The 12,767-nt window shown below is 57.5% G+C and carries 16 protein-coding genes; 9 read left to right on the top strand and 7 right to left on the bottom strand.

The features are described from left to right. Positions 1 to 13 precede the first annotated feature (13 nt). Complete coding sequence (locus tag ABLO27_RS23200; RefSeq protein ID WP_353036190.1) at positions 14 to 1,099, bottom strand: linear amide C-N hydrolase; 1,086 nt, start codon at positions 1,097 to 1,099, stop codon at positions 14 to 16. Between the two features lie 82 nt (positions 1,100 to 1,181). On the opposite strand from ABLO27_RS23200, the gene ABLO27_RS23195 reads away from it, so the two are divergent. Continuing rightward, positions 1,182 to 1,967 (top strand): LytTR family DNA-binding domain-containing protein, encoded by a 786-nt coding sequence (locus ABLO27_RS23195; protein ID WP_353036188.1) that lies wholly within the window; start codon positions 1,182 to 1,184, stop codon positions 1,965 to 1,967. A gap of 24 nt (positions 1,968 to 1,991) precedes the next feature. On the opposite strand, the gene ABLO27_RS23190 is transcribed toward ABLO27_RS23195, so the two are convergent. Beyond that, on the bottom strand, positions 1,992 to 2,813 hold the full coding sequence (locus ABLO27_RS23190; RefSeq protein ID WP_353036186.1) for a cyclase family protein: 822 nt from the start codon (positions 2,811 to 2,813) through the stop codon (positions 1,992 to 1,994). A 270-nt stretch (positions 2,814 to 3,083) separates the two neighbouring features. On the opposite strand from ABLO27_RS23190, the gene ABLO27_RS23185 reads away from it, so the two are divergent. Both ABLO27_RS23185 and ABLO27_RS23180 read left to right on the top strand, forming a co-directional pair. Continuing rightward, complete coding sequence (locus ABLO27_RS23185; protein ID WP_353036184.1) at positions 3,084 to 3,518, top strand: GNAT family N-acetyltransferase; 435 nt, start codon at positions 3,084 to 3,086, stop codon at positions 3,516 to 3,518. 78 nt (positions 3,519 to 3,596) lie between these two features. Then, positions 3,597 to 5,123 (top strand): YifB family Mg chelatase-like AAA ATPase, encoded by a 1,527-nt coding sequence (locus ABLO27_RS23180; RefSeq protein ID WP_353036182.1) that lies wholly within the window; start codon positions 3,597 to 3,599, stop codon positions 5,121 to 5,123. A 20-nt stretch (positions 5,124 to 5,143) separates the two neighbouring features. On the opposite strand, the gene ABLO27_RS23175 is transcribed toward ABLO27_RS23180, so the two are convergent. Further along, the gene (locus ABLO27_RS23175; RefSeq protein WP_353036180.1) at positions 5,144 to 5,587 is read right to left on the bottom strand and encodes a hypothetical protein; all 444 of its coding nucleotides are present in this window, start codon (positions 5,585 to 5,587) and stop codon (positions 5,144 to 5,146) included. A 164-nt stretch (positions 5,588 to 5,751) separates the two neighbouring features. Here ABLO27_RS23175 and ABLO27_RS23170 point away from each other — a divergent pair, with 164 nt between their 5' ends. From ABLO27_RS23170 to ABLO27_RS23160, 3 genes are all read left to right on the top strand, one after another. Then, the gene (locus ABLO27_RS23170) at positions 5,752 to 6,735 is read left to right on the top strand and encodes an ADP-ribosylglycohydrolase family protein (RefSeq protein ID WP_353036178.1); all 984 of its coding nucleotides are present in this window, start codon (positions 5,752 to 5,754) and stop codon (positions 6,733 to 6,735) included. A gap of 117 nt (positions 6,736 to 6,852) precedes the next feature. Next, complete coding sequence (locus ABLO27_RS23165) at positions 6,853 to 7,170, top strand: heavy metal-binding domain-containing protein (RefSeq protein ID WP_353036176.1); 318 nt, start codon at positions 6,853 to 6,855, stop codon at positions 7,168 to 7,170. 9 nt (positions 7,171 to 7,179) lie between these two features. Further along, a complete protein-coding gene (locus ABLO27_RS23160) occupies positions 7,180 to 7,773 on the top strand; it encodes a GNAT family N-acetyltransferase (RefSeq protein ID WP_353036174.1) in 594 nt (197 codons plus the stop codon). A 19-nt stretch (positions 7,774 to 7,792) separates the two neighbouring features. On the opposite strand, the gene ABLO27_RS23155 is transcribed toward ABLO27_RS23160, so the two are convergent. From ABLO27_RS23155 to dut, 4 genes are all read right to left on the bottom strand, one after another. Next, entirely contained in the window at positions 7,793 to 8,326 is a 534-nt protein-coding gene (locus ABLO27_RS23155; RefSeq protein ID WP_353036173.1) for a DUF2199 domain-containing protein, read from the bottom strand. 3 nt (positions 8,327 to 8,329) lie between these two features. After that, complete coding sequence (gene cysK, locus ABLO27_RS23150; RefSeq protein WP_353036172.1) at positions 8,330 to 9,289, bottom strand: cysteine synthase A; 960 nt, start codon at positions 9,287 to 9,289, stop codon at positions 8,330 to 8,332. Between the two features lie 141 nt (positions 9,290 to 9,430). After that, positions 9,431 to 10,090 carry an HAD family hydrolase gene (locus ABLO27_RS23145; protein ID WP_353036170.1) on the bottom strand — a complete coding sequence of 220 codons (660 nt, stop codon included), beginning with the start codon at positions 10,088 to 10,090 and terminating at the stop codon, positions 9,431 to 9,433. A 23-nt stretch (positions 10,091 to 10,113) separates the two neighbouring features. Continuing rightward, positions 10,114 to 10,563 (bottom strand): dUTP diphosphatase, encoded by a 450-nt coding sequence (dut, locus tag ABLO27_RS23140; RefSeq protein ID WP_353036169.1) that lies wholly within the window; start codon positions 10,561 to 10,563, stop codon positions 10,114 to 10,116. A gap of 189 nt (positions 10,564 to 10,752) precedes the next feature. Here dut and ABLO27_RS23135 point away from each other — a divergent pair, with 189 nt between their 5' ends. From ABLO27_RS23135 to ABLO27_RS23125, 3 genes are all read left to right on the top strand, one after another. Beyond that, entirely contained in the window at positions 10,753 to 11,172 is a 420-nt protein-coding gene (locus ABLO27_RS23135; RefSeq protein ID WP_353036167.1) for a hypothetical protein, read from the top strand. 21 nt (positions 11,173 to 11,193) lie between these two features. Beyond that, positions 11,194 to 11,775: an OmpA family protein gene (locus ABLO27_RS23130; protein ID WP_353036165.1), complete on the top strand. Its 582-nt coding sequence runs from the start codon at positions 11,194 to 11,196 to the stop codon at positions 11,773 to 11,775. A 187-nt stretch (positions 11,776 to 11,962) separates the two neighbouring features. After that, on the top strand, positions 11,963 to 12,745 hold the full coding sequence (locus ABLO27_RS23125; RefSeq protein WP_353036164.1) for a DODA-type extradiol aromatic ring-opening family dioxygenase: 783 nt from the start codon (positions 11,963 to 11,965) through the stop codon (positions 12,743 to 12,745). Positions 12,746 to 12,767 lie beyond the last annotated feature (22 nt).

The raw sequence follows: 12,767 nt of genomic DNA, 5'->3' as shown, positions 1-12,767 counted from the left end.
CTTGCGCCAACTCTCAAAACTTGCAGACGCTGGATGCCAGCAATCCGGCCGACAGTTGCTGTGTGACTTCCGGCCTTCCAAGCGTGGCAGTGCTCTTCATCGAAAGCAGGACTTCGCTCATGGATTCGGAGAGATCGACCTGATCTATCGGGATGAAATGTGCCGTCGAAAAATCCGGTCCGGCTCCACGCAGATTGACGCTTGGCGGCGTGTCACGACATTCAAAATCTAGCGCTGCAAGATCGAGCGTGAGGTCCCCGTCATGTCCGCTCACACGCAAGGTGATCCGCTTGGCAACCGGTTCGAAAACGATCTGCCAGCGTGTTGAAGGGGTGGCGAGATTGTCCAGCACATCGAATGCCTGCGCGCGCGTTGTTTCCTCGCTCGTCATTGTAGTTTCTGCCGCCAATCTGAACCGCTCGAGACTGCCCGGGCCGCCTGAAACTCCACGTGACGGATCGATTGTTGCCACGCGACCATTGAGAAAGTCGAGAGCCTTCGGATAGCTTGTGTTGGTCAGGGCTGAGATGGGAAGTTCGCTGCCCTCATGCACGATCAGTCCGGCCTCGCCCGGTGTCACGATTGCTGCAGCACCGGATGCGTCGAACAGGAAATAGTGAATGGGAACGAGGTCCTGAATTCTGACCTCGTCAATCTTCGCAAGGGCTTCCTCAACGGTTCCGCTGGTGTCGAGAAGTCGTTGAATGAATTCCAGTTCGGAAACAACCGGTGCATGGCCTCGTTTCGAATAAACGGCTTCGCGGTTCCACATCAGCGATATGACGAGACCTGCCGTGTTCATTCCTGCGGCCGGCATTCCAGGGCCGATCTGATTGACGGTTACGCTGCCGAACCTGGAATTCCAGTTTGCGGCATCACCTTCCATGACCGAGTTTTTGGATGCGCCAATCGGATTGATCAGCAGAAAGCCGGCGTTTGTCGCCTCGAAATCGAAATTATAGGCAAGAAGCGGGTCGCCGGTGTTTCGGAACGCCACAGTTGAGCAGGCAAGCGCTGCTGAAAAGGAAAAGACGGCAATAATGCTGATTGCAAGCCGAACGATGCCGGTCCACGTTTGAAACGATCCGTTGCCTCGCATGGTGTCTCCGGTGAAACTGAACTAGATTTGGTTCCGCAGGAGGAGCGCGAAAGATACGCCGATCAAAGGAGGATTTCGCCAAGTGCAGGAAAGTTTCGCGAACAGCACGATCACGGGCCGGTTTCTGCAAGATCTTGCTGCGCCGTTCACATCAAGGCACAGCCTGGCCTTGCTTGCAGCGCTGTCAATCTTCGCCGGGCTGGTCGGTCCCTTCGGGACTTATGGTGATTTCCCGCTCGCGACCCGGCTTTTCTACTGGACGGTGATGGTGGCCGGAACCGCCTCGGTTGGTCACGTCAGCGCAACATCACTCGAGCGCCTTTTGAAAAAGACCGGATGGCCCTTGTATCTGGAACAGGCCGTAATGTCCGTGCTGGTTGCCATACCGGTCTGCCTGGTTGTTGCGACCATCAGCACGGGCTTGGGCTTTGGCAACTTTGTTGGAAGCATGCCATCGCTCTACCTCCAATGCGCTGCGGTCACGGGATTTGTGGTGATCCTCTTCAATCTCCTGCCCGCGGAACCTGCGGAAAAGGCCTCAGGTCTGAAATCGGAAAAGCCTGTGCTGTTGGAGCGGTTGCCGCTTGCAAGGCGCGGCCGCATCCTGCGATTGATGGCACAGGATCACTATGTCGAGGTGATCACTGACAAAGGCAGAACACTCATACCGATGCGTTTCAAGGATGCCATTGTGGAAGCGGGACCGGAACCTGGTCTTCAGGTTCACCGGTCCCACTGGGTCGCTCTTCATGCTGTGACGGGCCGGTGCAGGTCGGAGAAGAAATCCGGCCTTCGGATTTCCGATGGCAGTTTTGTCCCTGTCGGCAGGAGCTTTGTTGCAGCGGTTAAAAAGTCTGTCCCCCGCTGAGCCCCGGTGTTCTTTTCTTTTGGATCACACCATCGCCATCACACGCGAGGGGCCACCGGTACCGCCCCGGAATTTCGGCGCTCCGACGATCAGAGTCGCTCCGACCGGCGGCAGAGCATCAAGATTTGCAAGGCATTCAATGCCCCAGCGATTGCTCGGCAGCCAAGCATAGTGAACGGCAAAATCCTTGGATTGGCCATAGTCGAGCGACAGCGTATCGACCGCGATACCGGCAACATCAGCGTCTTCCATCAGCATTTGAGCCGCTTCCAGATGAAACCCCGGAAAATGCATGATGCCCTCACTCCCGGCATTGCGGAACTTGCCTGAGTTTACATGTGCATCCCAGCCCGAGTTCATTGCAACACAGGCACCCTTGGGAATATCGCCATGGGTTGCGATCCAGGCTTTCAGGTCGTCCGGTGTGACCTGGGCATTGGGGTCTTCAGCCGCTTTGGCCTTTATGTCGACGACACACAGCGGCGCGATGAGGTTCTCGACCGGTATTTCCGCAACGGATTGACCGTCTGCGGAAAAGTGCAGCGGAGCGTCCATATGCGTTCCGGTGTGCTCATTTATGGTCAGCTCCAGCAGGTTGTAGCCGTCCTTGGCAATCTCGAAGACCTGATTCACATGAAACTGCTGTCCGCCGCCATAGGTCGGAAACGTGCTGTGAAGTTCGTGGGTCATGTCGGTGATCTTTTGCGGTGCCTGTGCCATCGCGGGCATGGCACCCGTGATCGAGGACGTCGCTGCAATTCCGGTTCCCACGGCTGCGGCCCTGAAAAAGTCCCGCCGCGACAGCATCCTCTCCTTGACGGAATTCATCACGCAAAGATCACACATGAAATCACCCTCCTGGTCCTGTTGAACATCATCGCAACGAGAGCGATTCCGGCGTCTGTCACGGACTTGCGGGCAATTGCGTCCCGACTTCTTTGCGAATGAGTTTCTATTTTGGGCCCGTGAACGCTCAGCTCTTCTCGTTTTCAAACTTGCGATACGAGGTTGCGAAACTTGCAACCTCTGGGCATGTTCAGGCTTTGAGAGGCAAAACACAATTGGATTCGTGAACGGATGATCGTCAGGAAGGCCACGCGCGCGGATGCGAATGCCATGAGCGCAATCTTGGTGGAAATTTTCAAAGAGTGGGGCAGCGATCGGCAAAGCGCTCCTGAATTCGTGACCGAGTACTATATCGAGCATCCTGACAATGTGCGCTGCTCGGTGATTGCGGATGATGAAGGTAATGTCTTCGGCTTTCAGGCTCTGAAAAGAGCGACGGAAGGCAATCCGTTCGACCTTCCTGTCGGATGGGGCATTATCGGCACCTATGTCAGCCTGTCCTCCGGAAGGAAGGGGGCCGGTTCCGCACTCTTCGCCTCATCTCTGGAAGCGGCCAGGCAAGCCGGTCTTCAAGACATCGACGCTACCATCGGCAAGACCAACACCGTTGGGCAGGCCTACTATGAGGCAATGGGATTTCGGACCTATCGGGATCTGCCAACCGCTGTTGGCAAATGTTTCAAGGTGTTAGCGCAGATCGAGTGACGATCGTTCCGTCTTTGTTCTTGCATCCTTTTACGAGATATGGTTCGCTTGGCTACATCTCAAGGTAGAGGGCAGTTTATGGTCAGTCGCGTTACGACGGTTGCGTTTCAGGGGATTGAAGCTGTGCCGGTGGATGTGCAGGTGCATGTCGGACCGGGCATGGTGGCCTTCACCATCGTCGGTCTGCCGGACAAGGCAGTCGCGGAAAGCCGGGAACGTGTGCGCGCGGCGCTTTCCGCCTCCGGACTGGCACTGCCGGCCAAGCGCGTCACTGTCAATCTGGCTCCGGCCGATTTGCCCAAAGAGGGGTCCCACTACGATCTGCCGATTGCGCTTGGTGTGATGGCTGCAATTGGCGCAATTCCGGGTGAGTTTCTGGAAAACTTCGTGGTGCTGGGCGAACTTGGCCTGGATGGCACGCTGGCGCCGGTGACCGGAGTCCTGCCTGCGGCCATGGGTGCAAATGCGCTTGGAAAAGGTCTGATCTGCCCGCAGGAAAGCGGCGGCGAGGCTGCATGGGCGGACAGCGACATGGATATTCTGGCGCCTCGCTCGCTGATACAACTGGCCAATCATTTCAAGGGTACACAGGTGCTCTCCCGGCCTGCCGCGAAACTTCACGGCAATTCCGGTCAGCTTCCGGACCTTGCCGAAGTCAAGGGACAGGAAAGCGCACGGCGAGCATTGGAAATCGCCGCGGCTGGCGGACATAATCTCTTGATGACAGGCCCTCCAGGATCCGGAAAATCCATGCTGGCGAGCCGACTGCCTTCGATCCTTCCGCCTTTGACCCCGCGCGAATTGCTGGAAGTCTCAATGATTGCTTCTCTGGCAGGAGAGCTCGCAGAAGGAAAGCTCACTGACCGGCGCCCGTTCAGGGCACCGCATCATTCCGCGTCCATGGCGGCTTTGGTTGGCGGCGGTTTGCGCGCAAAGCCCGGTGAAGTGTCGCTTGCTCATCACGGCGTCCTGTTTCTCGACGAGTTGCCGGAGTTCAATCCGCAGGTTCTCGATAGCCTGCGCCAGCCGCTTGAAACAGGCGAAGCGGTGATTGCGCGAGCCAACCACCGGGTCACTTATCCGGCACGCATTCAGCTTGTCGCTGCAATGAACCCGTGCCGCTGCGGGCACGCCGGGGAACCCGGTCACCAGTGCCGTCGGGGCGAGCGCTGCGTGAGCGACTATCAGGCGCGGGTATCGGGACCGTTTCTGGACCGGATAGATCTTCGGATCGACGTTCCTGCTGTCACCGCAGCCGATTTGATCGGACCGGCGGAAGCAGAACCCTCCGCGGTCGTGGCCGAACGGGTCGCTCAAGCACGCAAGATTCAGGAAAAGCGCTTCTTCGATCTCGGCATTGTCTGCCGCACCAATGCCCAGGCACCTGCCTCGGTCGTTGAGGCCATGGCACAGCCGGATGACAAGGGTCTTGCGTTCCTGCGCGATGCCGCCGAAACGCTCCAGCTCAGCGCGCGCGGATATCATCGTGTTCTCAAGCTAGCCCGCACTCTGGCAGATCTTGATGGGAAAGACGAAGTCAGCCGCATTCACCTGGCTGAAGCGCTGAGTTATCGGGGTCAGGACGCATCGCGACTGGCTGCATAGCGGTTTGCGATGCTGGCCGTCTATTGACAGGCATATTGAATCTGGACGCCATCCTCTGTCCGGGCGATGACACCGCCCTGAACCAGATAGAAAGTTGCGTGGGTGGCGCGATGGGCCTGACCGTTGACCACAATGCCACCGGTTCCCTGACCGCCGACCATGTTGGGGGCTTCGATGTGGACTATGGCGCCGCCGCCCTGGAATTCACCCATGAGCACGAGCGTTCCTGGAATTTGTGCTGCCTGCCCACGCCGTATCATCAGATTGAGCTGCTGGCGCAATCCGGCTGCGCCTTGGGGCACCGCGGAGGCGTACTGAAACAACTGAACTTCGAAGACGCCGATAAACGGAATGCCCTGGTAGGTCGTTTGGCACTGCATGCGCGAAATCAGCAAGCCTTGCGCGCTGCCCGCCGAAACCCAGAAAACAAGTGTAAGCGATAGAAGAAGCGATTTGACGGACATAGAGGCACCTCACCTACTCTGGAAAGCCTTTCGATAGTCCTTTGAAGCGCTCAGATTACCACAATGGGTGATCGCGGAGTACGGTGCGGAAAGTTGCGATGGTCACGAGATCATCCCTCGGCCGTTCGAGAAGCTGAACCGAAGCCCGAACCAGGAGAAACAGATTGCAGATTGTTTGCGAAGAAACAAAAGACCGGGCCAAAGGCTGTCTGTTCGGACAGCTGGCAGGAGACTCGCTCGGTTCGCTTGTCGAATTCAAAAACGCTTCGAAGATAGCAAAGCTCTATCCGGAGGGTGTTCGGGATCTGAAGGACGGCGGCACCTTCAATCTAATCGCCGGTCAGCCGACGGATGACAGCGAGATGGCCCTGGCTCTTGCCCGAACCATTGTTCAGTATGGCACTTTTGACCCGGACAGAGTGGCGGAAGCCTATATCCGCTGGTGGATGTCGGCACCGTTTGACATCGGCTTGACGACGAAATCTGCAATCATTGCGCTGTCGAACGGAAAAAGAGCGGTGTCCGGCAGTCTGGCCAACGGGGCGTTGATGCGTGTCAGTCCGATCGGCGTGTTCGCGGCGGGAACCCCGGCCGAAGCTGCAACCTTAGGAGCGTTGGACGCTGCACTGACCCATCCTCATCCCGTCTGCCAGTCGGCAAGCGCGGCCTTTGCCGCGGCGATTTCTGTGGGAGTAGCTGGAGCGGATGGCGAAGCCATGTGGCAGACCGCAAACGAGTATGCAGATCATCACCCTGGATCGGAATCGGGCGCGGCAGCTGTTCGTGAGCGTCTGGACCTGGCAAGAACGAATCCTCCACCTGAGTTTTTCGATCAGATGGGATGGGTTCTGACGGCGTTTCAGAACGCCTTTTTTCATCTGCTGTCCGGCATCACTTTCGAAGAGGCAGTGGTCTCGACCGTTGGCAATGGGGGCGACACGGACACCAACGCAGCCATCTGTGGCGCGTTGCTGGGTGCGGCTCAGGGTCAGTCGGCAGTTCCTAGGCGCTGGATCGACAAGATAGAGGATTGCCAGCCATCTGACAGAGAAGCTGTTGTGTATCCCAGACCTCAAGAATACTGGCCGACAGACGCGGCTGAATTGGCTGAAGCCCTTCTATCGGTGCGTTTGCGGGAGAAATCCTGAGGCCAGCATCGACAAAGGCTCCCTTAATTCCGGGGGTATTCCTACAGACACGGCATTCTTGCATTGCGTTCGCCCGGTTCCCATGTGTCCGAGGGCAAAGGACTAAGGAGACATGGCATGCTGGTGACGACGACGAATTCCGTTCAGGGCAAGGAGATTGACTACAAGGGTCTGGTGACCGGCGAAGCAATTCTGGGTGCCAATCTGTTCAAGGACATCTTTGCCGGGATTCGGGACATTGTCGGCGGCCGTTCAGCGGCATACGAGGAAGAGCTGGCAAAGGCCCGACAGATCGCACTGGATGAAATGTGCTCCCGCGCGCAAGCACTTGGCGGCAATGCGGTGATCGGTGTCGATCTCGACTATGAAACCGTGGGCCAGAACGGATCGATGCTGATGGTCAGTGCGACGGGCACCGCGGTTTACATCCGCTAACGACCTGACATGCCGACGGAGTTCCGCATCGAAAAAGGTTTTCCGGAAGACCAGCGGACAACCGCTGCCCTGCTCTTCTGGCAGGCCTTTCGCGGCAAGTTGGGCAAAATCCTTGCTCCTGAGCCCAAGGCACTCCAGCTTTGCGAACTGCTCCTGAACCAGGAGTTCGCGTTGAGTGCTCTGAGCCCGGAGGGCGAATTGCTCGGCATGGCCGGTTTCAAGACGGATGAAGGTGCGCTTGTTGACGGCACCCTGGAGGACATGCGTTCTGTTTACGGCCTCTGGGGTGGGTTCTGGCGTGGTTTGATTCTGGATGTGCTCGAACGGGAGGCGACATCGAACCAGTTGCTGATGGACGGTATTTTCGTCTCAGAAAAAGCACGCGGAAATGGCATCGGCACGGCCCTGTTGGAGGCCGTGTTCGAAGAAGGCCGGCAGCGTGGCCTTTCAAGTGTGCGTTTGGATGTTATCGACACAAATCCCAGAGCGCGTGCGCTTTATGAGCGCGCCGGATTCAAGGCGACAAAGAGCGAAGAGACTGGCCCGTTCAAGCATGTGTTCGGATTCTCTTCCTCTACCAGAATGGAAAGACAGATTTGCTGAACACCTTTCTGCAAAGCTCTTAATTGCCATGATTTAGCAGAACGGCCAGCTCCACCGCACGCTCCCAGGAAATGCCTTCACGCTGATCGACGGCAAGTGGGTGGTCCTGATCGTCGTGTATTTTCAGCTCAGGGCGTTCATTGCCCCACACAACGTCGGTTGCGAGGCTGGCATGATCCGTATCCTTCGATGAATACCCGGGCATCGATACAGCGAGCCAACCAAATGAACGGTCACCAGTCTGATCCTGCTCATAAGTCTCGACGTAACGGTCGAAACTTTCCTTGCTTTGAGACACCCACACGCCCCAGAGAAAGCTGTCGTCGGAACCGTTTATCGGAATCTCGAGCGTCGTCCGGATAAAGTATGTCTCATTGTCCACGACACATAGGTCACTGTTCAGGAAAACCCGCTCAGCGCGCTCTTCTTCGGAAATATCGCAAATGAATGAAGGTTCGTTGAATGCGAATGACGGCCCGCCTTCGTGAATTTCTCCACAGCAGGCGCATTTGAAGGAGAAGCTCTTCTTCTGGCCGTCAATCGCAATTGTCATTGGTTACAGGCCTTCAAAGAGGGCCGTTGTCAGGTAGCGCTCGGCAAAGGACGGGATGATGACGACGATGTTCTTGCCGTCCATATCGTCCCGCTGGCCGACGCGGATGGCAGCCGCCAAAGCAGCACCGGAGGAAATGCCCACTGGAATGCCTTCCGTCTTGGCAATTTCGCGTGCCATGGCGAAAGCGTTTTCGTTGGCAACGGTCTGGACTTCATCAAAGACGGACGTGTCCAGAACGCCCGGAACGAAGCCGGCGCCAATGCCCTGGATCTTGTGTGGACCCGGCTCACCGCCTGAAAGAACCGGGCTGTCTTCCGGCTCGACGGCGACGACACGAAGGTCCGGTTTGCGCTGTTTCAGCACTTGGGAGACGCCGGTGATCGTGCCACCGGTACCGATACCGGACACGAACACGTCGATGCCGCCATCGGTGTCGTTCCAGATTTCTTCCGCCGTGGTGTTCCGGTGGATCTCCGGGTTCGCCGGATTTTCGAACTGCTGCGGGATCACCGCATTGTCGATCTCGCCGAGAAGCTCTTCCGCGCGCGCAATCGCGCCCTTCATGCCCTTCGGGCCTTCGGTCAGTTCCAGCTCGGCCCCGAGGATCTTGAACATCTTGCGCCGTTCGACCGACATGGTCTCCGGCATGACGAGGATCAGCCGGTAACCCTTTGCGGCGGCGACGAAGGCAAGCGCGATACCCGTGTTGCCGGAAGTCGGCTCGATCAAGGTGGTCTTGCCCGGCTCGATGCGGCCGTCCTGTTCCATTGCCTCGATCATGGCGACGCCGATACGGTCCTTGACGCTGGAGATCGGATTGAAGAATTCCAGCTTGGCAAGCAGGTTGCCCTTGACGCCATGGGCCTTGGCAAGACGATCCAGCCGCACGATCGGCGTATCGCCGATGGTTTCGGTAATGGAGGAATAAATCTTCCCGCGGCCGTTTGTCGTCATTGTCATGGTATTCTCCCTGTAAAACGGCTTTTCTTCCGTCCGCATTCAAGTCATTCGGTGGGCTAAGATAGTATGGGCCCTTGAAAGTTTTAAGGGGCGCAAAGTGCCTTTGAAGTGGTTCCCGTAAAACCTTTTTCCAGAAAATCCCTAACTGTTGGAAAAGAGCAGATCCGGCAAATCAGCCATATGTTCAAAGAGGATACCGCCTGCATCGGTCATGGCTTGCCGGTCGCAGGAAGGGTCTTCGACAAAGGCGAAGACGCGCATGCCCGCCGCACGCGCCGCTCTGACACCGGGCAGGCTGTCCTCCACGACAACACAGGTCTCCGGTGGATGGCCCATGGTGCGGGCCGCCAGCAGGAACACATCTGGTGCCGGCTTGCCGCGTTCGCAGTCCTGGGCGGAAAACAGTCTGTCTTTCAGCCGGGGCAACAAACCCGAGCTTCCAAGCGTCGCGTTCATCTTCGCGTATTTTCCGGAGGAGCCGACGCAATAGGGCACGCCACGGTCGTCCAGGTCATCCAGGACGGCTTCAATGCCGCTGATCGCGGGAACACCGGCCTTGAAGCTTTCAAGGTCGCGTTCACGAACCTGGTCCGGCCAGTCGTTTGGCAGTTCCCGGCCAATCAGCGCCTCGACCATTTCCTTCACGTTTTCCAGTGTTCGGCCCATGAAGCGCCGCTGGCATTCCGGTCCGGTAATCGGATAGCCGAGTTCCGTGACCAGATCGGCCATGTTCTGATTGGTCATGCGTTCCGTGTCGACGAGAACACCGTCGCAATCGAAAATGACGAGACTGGGAGACATTCCGTATCCTTGAATTATGTGGGTCAACCGCGGCCGGTGGAACCGAAACCGCCGCTGCCGCGTTCGGTGTCGGACAGAGTGGCGACCTCCCGGATATCGGCCTGAAGTACAGGAGCAACAACCATCTGCGCGATGCGTTCGCCGCGGGTGATCTCGAAAGGCTCCGTGCCGAGATTGATCAGGATGACCTTGACCTCACCGCGGTAGTCCGCGTCGATTGTCCCCGGCGTGTTCAGAACGGTTACACCGTGCTTGGCGGCAAGGCCGGAGCGTGGTCTCACCTGAGCCTCGAAACCGGCCGGCAAGGCCATGGCGAGCCCGGTTGGAACCAGTGTGCGCTCCCCGGGGGCCAAGGTGACGCTGCTTTCGACAGCTGCCTGCAGATCAAGACCGGCGGCCAGCGTGGATTGATAGGCTGGCAAGGGCAGGTCCTTGCCGTGGTCGAGACGTTTCAGTTCCAGTGTGACGGTCATGGTAAAAATCCGGCTGTTCGATCCAGCGGCGAGTGACGATATTCTCCGGCTGCTGTCAAGGCCGATGGCATGCTGCGAGGGGGCGCCATAAATACCAACTACCTACTTGAAGTCGTTGTCATCTCCTGAAACACTCTGCCGCATCGTAAGTTTATCTGGGGCGCAGACCCCGGTTGGGAGATTTACAATATGAGACGTTTGATTTTTGCATTCACAACAGGTGTTCTTTTAGCAACCGCCCCGGCGGCTTTTGCTCAAACTGTGGGCTTCGCTGAAGCAATCAAGATTTTGTCGGTCAGCTGTGGCAAGGACATCGACAAATACTGCAAGTCCGCGACGCTTGCCAATAACGGGATTGGCAAATGTCTGGCCGAAAACCAGGCGAAAGTGTCTGAAAAATGTAACGCCGACCGTGCGGTCGTCGCGTCTCTCATTCAGGAACGTCTGGCAGCCCAGGCGGCAGCTCCGAAGATTTGCGATCGGGATGCTGCCCAGTATTGCAAGGGCGTGAAAGCAGGTGCCGGTCACATTCTGCGCTGCCTCCTCAAGGCGCAGCCGTCCGTCAGCGCCAAATGCAACACCGCCATCGATCTGGCTGGCTACCGCTAATACCTGCTTCGGAGAATTTCTATGAACAAGACACTTCTGGCCGGTATTTCGGCTGCCATCCTTGCCGTTTCGGTTTCCGGCGCGTCCGCGCAAACCAAACTCAGCCGCAACGAGATCATCAACTCGCTCCAGGGCGCACAGCAGGAAGTCGACGTGAGTGCCGACGAACTGCAGAAAGCCGCTTTTGAGAACATCCAGAAATATCCTGGTGCCAATTCCCCCGGCAACCTGCCTCTCTGGGACAAGCTGGCTTCCCTGCGCCAGTTCAACGTCGAAATCACCTTCGATCTGAACTCGGCTCGCATCAAGCCGGAGTCTTACGAAACCGTCGGATTGATCGCCGATGCCCTGCATACGCCTTATCTTCAGGGGCAAACCTTCTACATTGTCGGTCACACGGATGCGACCGGTACGCGCGAATACAATCTCGAACTCTCGATCAAACGTGCCAAGTCGGTTCGCGAGGCGCTGGTGACCACGTTCCAGGTTCCGGCGGAGTATTTGCAGGCCGTCGGTCTCGGTGAAGAACAGCTGCGCGATCCGTCCAAACCGGATTCGGGCATCAACCGCCGGGTTCAGCTGATCAACGTCGGATACCGGTAAGCGGAAGCCACGTTTTGACATGAATGTGTCCGCTCCCGGCTACGGGGGCGGATTTTTTTGTTTGCTGACCGGAATTGATTGTTCCCGATTATGGAACAGGCCTTCTCCAAATACTGAACTTCTGATCAGGCGTTTGATCCCTATCCTTTTAGAGATCTGAAGATTTCAGCCCAATGGAGATATCCGCATGCCGGTGGCAAGCATTCCACCCGTATTCTTCGCTCATGGCGCGCCGACCTTGGCGCTGGACGAAACGTCGGCGAGCCGATTTCTGAAACGCTTTGCGCAGACACAGCCGATACCGGCGGGAATTCTGATCCTGTCTGCCCACTGGGAGACGGAAGGGCTGAAACTATCCTCCCCCGGCCCGCTGCGCACGATCCATGATTTCCGCGGGTTTCCTCCCCCTCTCTATGAGCTGCGGTATCCCGCGCGCACCGATGAAGATCAGGTTGATGAAGCAGCCAAACTGCTTGAAGCCGCTGGTCACGACGTGGAACTCGACAGCAGCTGGGGGCTGGATCATGGCGCCTGGGTTCCGCTTTCGCTTGCCTTTCCGCAGGCCAATATACCCGTAACAGCCTTGTCATTGCCGAATGGCAGCTCACCGGGCTCCATCTACGCCCTGGGACGTGCGCTCGCGCCGCTGAAAGAGCAGGGAATCCTGATCGTTGGCTCAGGCAGCACCACGCACAATCTGCGCGAGGTCTTTCCTCGGGGCGCCGAAGTTCCTCAATGGGCCCAGAAATTCGACCAGTGGCTGGATGAGGGGCTGAAGGCAGGCTCAATCGACTATTTTGAGGACCTGGAAAAAGCACCTGATTTTCGTCGGAACCATCCGACGGAGGAACATCTTCTGCCGCTGTTCTTCACCTTTGGAGCCGCCGGTGAAAAGGCGAAGCCGGAACTGATGCACAGAAGCTACGAATATGGTTCGCTCAGCATGAGCTACTATCGCTTCGTGGCCTGAAGCGGATCAGAGGGTTTGAGCG

Source organism: Roseibium sp. SCP15, assembly GCF_040329435.1.
GTDB lineage: Bacteria > Pseudomonadota > Alphaproteobacteria > Rhizobiales > Stappiaceae > Roseibium.
This window is presented reverse-complemented; position numbering and strand designations above follow the sequence as displayed.

Bases quoted from the DNA above. Each gene is read 5' to 3' on its own strand.
- ABLO27_RS23200 (WP_353036190.1), bottom strand. From the start codon at position 1,099: ATGCGAGGCAACGGATCGTTTCAAACGTGGACCGGCATCGTTCGGCTT.
- ABLO27_RS23190 (WP_353036186.1), bottom strand. From the start codon at position 2,813: ATGTGTGATCTTTGCGTGATGAATTCCGTCAAGGAGAGGATGCTGTCG.
- ABLO27_RS23185 (WP_353036184.1), top strand. From the start codon at position 3,084: ATGAGCGCAATCTTGGTGGAAATTTTCAAAGAGTGGGGCAGCGATCGG.
- ABLO27_RS23180 (WP_353036182.1), top strand. From the start codon at position 3,597: ATGGTCAGTCGCGTTACGACGGTTGCGTTTCAGGGGATTGAAGCTGTG.
- ABLO27_RS23175 (WP_353036180.1), bottom strand. From the start codon at position 5,587: ATGTCCGTCAAATCGCTTCTTCTATCGCTTACACTTGTTTTCTGGGTT.
- ABLO27_RS23165 (WP_353036176.1), top strand. From the start codon at position 6,853: ATGCTGGTGACGACGACGAATTCCGTTCAGGGCAAGGAGATTGACTAC.
- ABLO27_RS23160 (WP_353036174.1), top strand. From the start codon at position 7,180: ATGCCGACGGAGTTCCGCATCGAAAAAGGTTTTCCGGAAGACCAGCGG.
- ABLO27_RS23155 (WP_353036173.1), bottom strand. From the start codon at position 8,326: ATGACAATTGCGATTGACGGCCAGAAGAAGAGCTTCTCCTTCAAATGC.
- cysK (WP_353036172.1), bottom strand. From the start codon at position 9,289: ATGACAATGACGACAAACGGCCGCGGGAAGATTTATTCCTCCATTACC.
- ABLO27_RS23145 (WP_353036170.1), bottom strand. From the start codon at position 10,090: ATGTCTCCCAGTCTCGTCATTTTCGATTGCGACGGTGTTCTCGTCGAC.
- dut (WP_353036169.1), bottom strand. From the start codon at position 10,563: ATGACCGTCACACTGGAACTGAAACGTCTCGACCACGGCAAGGACCTG.
- ABLO27_RS23135 (WP_353036167.1), top strand. From the start codon at position 10,753: ATGAGACGTTTGATTTTTGCATTCACAACAGGTGTTCTTTTAGCAACC.
- ABLO27_RS23130 (WP_353036165.1), top strand. From the start codon at position 11,194: ATGAACAAGACACTTCTGGCCGGTATTTCGGCTGCCATCCTTGCCGTT.
- ABLO27_RS23125 (WP_353036164.1), top strand. From the start codon at position 11,963: ATGCCGGTGGCAAGCATTCCACCCGTATTCTTCGCTCATGGCGCGCCG.